Annotated in this window: 5 protein-coding genes; all 5 read left to right on the top strand. The window is 46.5% G+C overall.

Annotated features, from left to right (window positions below; all coding sequences use genetic code 11):
* A partial coding sequence (locus tag Q0J75_RS12940; protein ID WP_297202152.1) for a hypothetical protein occupies window positions 1-203 on the top strand: 203 nt, incomplete at its 5' end.
* 28 nt (window positions 204-231) lie between these two features.
* The gene (locus tag Q0J75_RS12935) at window positions 232-2,271 is read left to right on the top strand and encodes a type I restriction-modification system subunit M (protein WP_297202149.1); all 2,040 of its coding nucleotides are present in this window, start codon (window positions 232-234) and stop codon (window positions 2,269-2,271) included.
* Window positions 2,268-3,539, top strand: a complete 1,272-nt coding sequence (locus Q0J75_RS12930; RefSeq protein ID WP_297202146.1) for a restriction endonuclease subunit S — start codon at window positions 2,268-2,270, stop codon at window positions 3,537-3,539. Before Q0J75_RS12935 ends, Q0J75_RS12930 begins: the two co-directional genes overlap by 4 nt.
* Before the next feature lie 2 nt (window positions 3,540-3,541).
* Window positions 3,542-4,438, top strand: coding sequence for an FRG domain-containing protein (locus tag Q0J75_RS12925; RefSeq protein WP_297202144.1), 897 nt, complete (start codon window positions 3,542-3,544; stop codon window positions 4,436-4,438).
* A 12-nt stretch (window positions 4,439-4,450) separates the two neighbouring features.
* On the top strand, window positions 4,451-5,292 hold an 842-nt coding region (locus tag Q0J75_RS12920), incomplete at its 3' end, for a type I restriction endonuclease (RefSeq protein WP_297202140.1).

Raw genomic sequence — 5,292 nt, 5'->3', positions numbered from 1 at the left:
AAAATGCCGACCGCCATCTCAATGCCTGCGCACTGAGATGGCGGCCTTTTTATACGCCGGGAGATTTTACGGTTACAAAGAAAAGAAAAAACAACGGCATATGGAACGTTAAAGTACAGGGGGCAGCCCAACCGGGTTGCCCTCTTTGTCTGTGGGAATATAAAAGTTGCCGGGAATCAGAAGGAATGATAAAATATCGATAATATAGATCATTTGTGGAGGAACAAAACCATGAGCCTGAGTGCCAATGTAAGTGAAAAAGCCGCCTTGATCTGGGCGATTGCAGATAAATTGACCGGCGTGTATAAGCCCCATGAATACGGTGAAGTGATCCTGCCCCTCACGGTGATTCGCCGCTTTGACTGTATTCTGGCCGATACCAAGGATGCAGTGCTGGAGAAGTTCGAGGCCGTGAAGAATCTCCCCATGCGGGATGTGCTGCTGCGCAAAGCCTCCGGCAAGGCGTTTTATAACACCAGCAAGTTCACCTTTGAGCGGCTGCTGGATGACCCGGACAACATCGAGGCAAACTTCCGGGACTACCTGAACGGCTTTTCGGAGAACGTCCAGGACATCCTGGAAAAGTTTAAGTTTGACGGCCAGATCACCACCATGGCCAACAAAGGCATTCTCTACATTGTCATCAAGGAGTTCACCACCCCTAAGGCCAATTTGCATCCGGATGTGATTTCCAATCTGGAGATGGGCTACATCTTTGAGGAAATTATCCGCCGGTTTTCCGAGTCTCACAACGAGGACGCCGGGCAGCACTATACCCCCAGAGAAGTGATCCAGCTGATGGTCAACATTCTGTTCTACGATGACAACGATATGCTGTCCGGGAATAACGTGGTCAAGACCATTTATGACCCGGCCTGTGGCACTGGCGGTATGCTGTCGGTGGCGGAGGAGTATCTGCATCAGCTCAACGCATCCACCGAGCTGATGGCCTTTGGACAGGAGCTGAACGACCAGACCTTTGCTATCTGCAAGGCGGATATGCTCATCAAGGGCAACAACGCAGACTTCATCAAGGACGGCAACACCCTGTCCGACGACCAGTTCGAGGGCCAGACCTTTGACTATGTGCTGTCCAATCCTCCCTTCGGCCGGGAGTGGAAGAACGAGAAAGCAACGGTGGAGGCCGAAGCCAAGCGGGGCTTTGCCGGGCGGTTTGGCCCCGGCCTGCCTGCGGCCAGCGACGGACAGATGCTGTTCCTGCTCACTGCCATTTCTAAAATGAAGGAGCCCAAGGACGGCGGCAGCCGCATTGCCATCATCCACAACGGTTCGCCCCTCTTTACCGGCGACGCCGGCAGCGGCCCTTCTGAGATTCGCAAGTACATTCTGGAGAATGACCTGCTGGAGGCCATCATCGCCCTGCCTAACGATATTTTCTACAACACCGGCATTGCCACCTATATCTGGGTGTTGTCCAACAAGAAAGCCGGAACCAAGCGAGAGGGCAAGGTACAACTCATTAACGCCAATGGCCTGTATGAAAAGCGGCGTAAGGCCCTGGGCAACAAGCGCAACGACATTCCGGAGAGCGCCATTCAAGAGATCACCCGGCTGTACGGCGACTTCGTGGAGAGTGAAATCAGCAAGATTTTTGACACCACCGACTTTGGCTATACCAAGATCACAGTGGAGCAACCCTTTAGACTGCATTTCTCGGTCACTTACAAGAGAATGAAAAAGCTTTTTGAAGAAAAGGATTCACTTATTCCAAAATTTGATGCTCTGTGTCAAGAAATGTTTCCAGGTAAACATCTTCACCCAGCTATTAAAGAGCCTAAATTTATCATGCGTGTTTTAGAGATTTGTTGCGGGCTGGAAAAGGAGAAGCGCTATAAGAATATTGATGATTTTCAGAAGGACTTTACTACTACTTGGCGAGAAAAAACTGGGGCGACTGGAGATATTGATCCGGCCATTATTGATATTATTTCATTACTTTTTGCAACGCACGACAAAGATGCAGATATTCTTCGCACGACAAAGGGTGCCCCGATTGCTAATCCAGACCTGCGGGATACGGAGAATGTGCCGCTGAAAGAGGACATCCAGACCTATTTTGAGCGGGAAGTGCTGCCCTTTGCACCGGATGCATGGATTGACGAGAAAAAGTCCAAGGTGGGCTATGAGATCCCATTCACCCGGTATTTCTACAAGTACGAAGCCCCCAAGCCCTCGGCGGAGATCATGAAAGAGATTCTGGCCATTGAAGCGGAGCTGGACGGCGCTCTGGCGGAGGTGTTTGGAGCATGAGGGAGATGAAAGACAGCGGGATTGAGTGGATTGGAGAGATTCCGGTTGATTGGGAACTGAGCAAAATTGGTGCAGTATATGAAGAACGAAATGAAAAAGTTAGTGATGTGGATTTCCCGCCTCTTTCTGTAACAAAACAGGGGGTTGTTCCACAGTTAGAGACTGCTGCAAAAACAAACGACGGTGAGAACAGAAAACTGATTCGAAAGAATGATTTTGTAATCAATAGTCGTTCTGATAGACGGGGATCTTGTGGCATATCAGAATACGATGGTTCCTGTTCCCTAATCAATACGGTACTAAAACCCAGAAGAAATATGTGTAATGCATATTACAGCTTTGTATTTCGCTCAGAGCGTTTTGCTGATGAATTTTATAGATGGGGAAATGGCATTGTTGATGATCTGTGGTCAACAAAGTGGTCGAATATGAAGCGGATTTATATTCCTGCGCCTTCTTTACAGGAACAGTATCGCATTGCCGACTACCTCGACCGCAAGTGCAGCCAGATTGACGCCATCATTGCCCGGCAGCAGGAAGTGATCGAGAAGCTGAAAGCCTATAAGCTGTCTGTCATCACTGAAGCCGTCACAAAAGGTTTGAATCCTGATACGCCCATGAAGGACAGCGGAGTTGAGTGGATTGGGGAGATACCGGAGCATTGGACGGTCTCTGCATTGCGTTATGGGTTAGAAAACATTCAAACGGGGCCTTTTGGAAGTCAACTTCATGCAGAAGATTATATTGAAGATGGCATTTTTGTTATAAATCCCGCTAATATTGTTGAAGGGTGTATTGTTCCAGACAATCGGTGTTCTGTTACCGAATTGAAGGCCCAAGAACTATCTCGACACATTCTTAATAAAGGAGATATTATCTTTGCACGTCGAGGAGAAATGGGGCGTTGTGCTTATTTTGGTGGTAGTTTTCAACGATATCTTTGTGGAACGGGATGTATTAAAATACACTGCAACGCAAACTTGATGCCAGAATTTATTTCGTGGTTTCTTCAGACATCATGTGTTAAGCAATATCTCACATTAAATTCTGTTGGAACTACTATGGCAAATTTAAATACAACGATTATTTCTAGTATTCCGGTTGTATTCCCACCAATATCTGAACAAGAAAAAGTTGTCGAGTTTATCAAAAATAAAATCAGTGAAATTGATTGCGTCTTAAAGAACAAATTAAGTATTGTTGAGAAATTGACGGAGTACAAAAAATCTCTTATTTATGAGGTTGTGACCGGAAAGAAAGAGGTGTAGTTTTGGAACCAACAACTATTACATCATTGGAAGAATATGTCCGTGAGATATGTAATCAAAAGGAAAGAACGCATAATGACCAGGCGCTAATTTTTGAGAATCTATTATTCCGTGGACAGCCCGATATAAAATATGAACTTTTGCCTTCAATCGCTAGAAATAGAACATCTGCTGTTTCAATCTCGCTTTTAAATCACGAACGGAATCTAATTGAAACAGCAAAATATAGGATGCCAGATTTGTTTCGTGGTAATATGCTGCCTGTAGAATTACTAGCGTTACTTCAACATCATGGAATTCCAACAAGACTCTTGGATGTTACAGAAAATGCGTTGGTAGCACTATATTTTGCATGCAAAGGTGTTGACACAGATGGTGAGATTATCGTTTTTAAAGAGAACAACCGTGATAGAGCCACCTTTCCAGTTGTAAATGCCATTGCGGATACCTATCGTTTAGCTTATGCTACTTTGAATCCATTGGATCTGTTTTTTGAAAGGGCCATTGTTCAGCCGTATTTTCTAGAGCAGAAAACAATGATTAAAAATGTATATAATACAAATGAAAAAGGCGCAAGTTGGATCGTGGAATGTTGCGCAAAGCTAATGTTTGTATACGCCCCAATTAGAACACTGAGACAACAAATTCAATGTGGAAGGTACATCCTGTTCCATGATACAATTGACACCAGCGATTTGGAGATTCCCGTATTTGAAAAAATAATTGCCCCAATTCCTAAAGATCACGAAAATATTGTTCAAAGAATCAGGATACCCAAGGGCCAAAAGCAAAAAATCCTTTTAAATCTTGAGGCCTTTGGGATATCGGAGGATAAGTTATTTTGTGATAATACAGATATCGTTTGTAAAAATATTGTAGAAGAATTAACCCCTAGATGAGGAGAAGCGTTTATGTTTGACTTCGATTATAAAGAAAAACGCTTTGAGCAGGATATTGAGGAATACCTCCTGACCCACGGCGGCTATCAAAAGGGCAACCCCGCCGCCTTCAACCGTGAAAAGGCGCTGGACACCGGCACATTTCTCTCTTTCATCCGTACCAGCCAGCCCAAGAAATGGGAGAAGTTTGAAAAGATCTACGACGCTGACAGTGAGCGGCAGCTCATCGACCGTTTTTGCCGGGAAGTGAAGCTGGTGGGCTTGTTGAAAGTGCTGCGTCAGGGTTTTACCGACCGGGGCATCAAGTTCCGGGTTGTATTCTGGAAGCCGGAGACCTCCATCAACGAGACCAGCCAGGCCCAGTATGCCTCCAACATCCTCCACTGCACCCGGCAGCTCCACTACTCTCTGAGCAACGAGAACAGCATTGATATTGTCCTCTTCCTCAACGGTATCCCGGTGGTGTCCATGGAGCTGAAATGCCAGTTCACCGGACAGGACACCGCCAACGCCATCCAGCAATATAAGTTCGACCGGGCAGGGAAAGATGCAATTTTCGAGTTCAAAAACCGGGTGCTGGTCCACTTTGCTGTAGATCTGACCAATGTGTATATGACCACCCGGCTGGAGGGGCCAAAAACCTATTTCCTGCCCTTCAACCAGGGCAGCAACGGAGCGGGAAACGTGGGCGGCAAGGGCAATCCCATCAACCCGGACGGCTACGACACCGCCTACCTGTGGGAGAATGTGCTGTGCAAGGACCGCCTGCTGGAGATTTTACATAAATACCTCCACTTGCAGCAGGAGAAGGACGAAAAGACCGGCGAGGTGAAGTCCGAGCGGATGATCTTCCC

Origin of the sequence: uncultured Flavonifractor sp., from assembly GCF_944385615.1 — a bacterium.
In the GTDB taxonomy this organism is placed as follows: Bacteria; Bacillota; Clostridia; order Oscillospirales; family Oscillospiraceae; genus Flavonifractor.
The sequence above is the reverse complement of the archived record's forward strand: the minus strand, read 5'-3'. Positions and strand labels throughout refer to the sequence as shown.

Excerpts from the sequence above, each read along its gene's own strand:
- Q0J75_RS12935 (WP_297202149.1), top strand. The coding sequence starts at position 232 with ATGAGCCTGAGTGCCAATGTAAGTGAAAAAGCCGCCTTGATCTGGGCG.
- Q0J75_RS12930 (WP_297202146.1), top strand. The coding sequence starts at position 2,268 with ATGAGGGAGATGAAAGACAGCGGGATTGAGTGGATTGGAGAGATTCCG.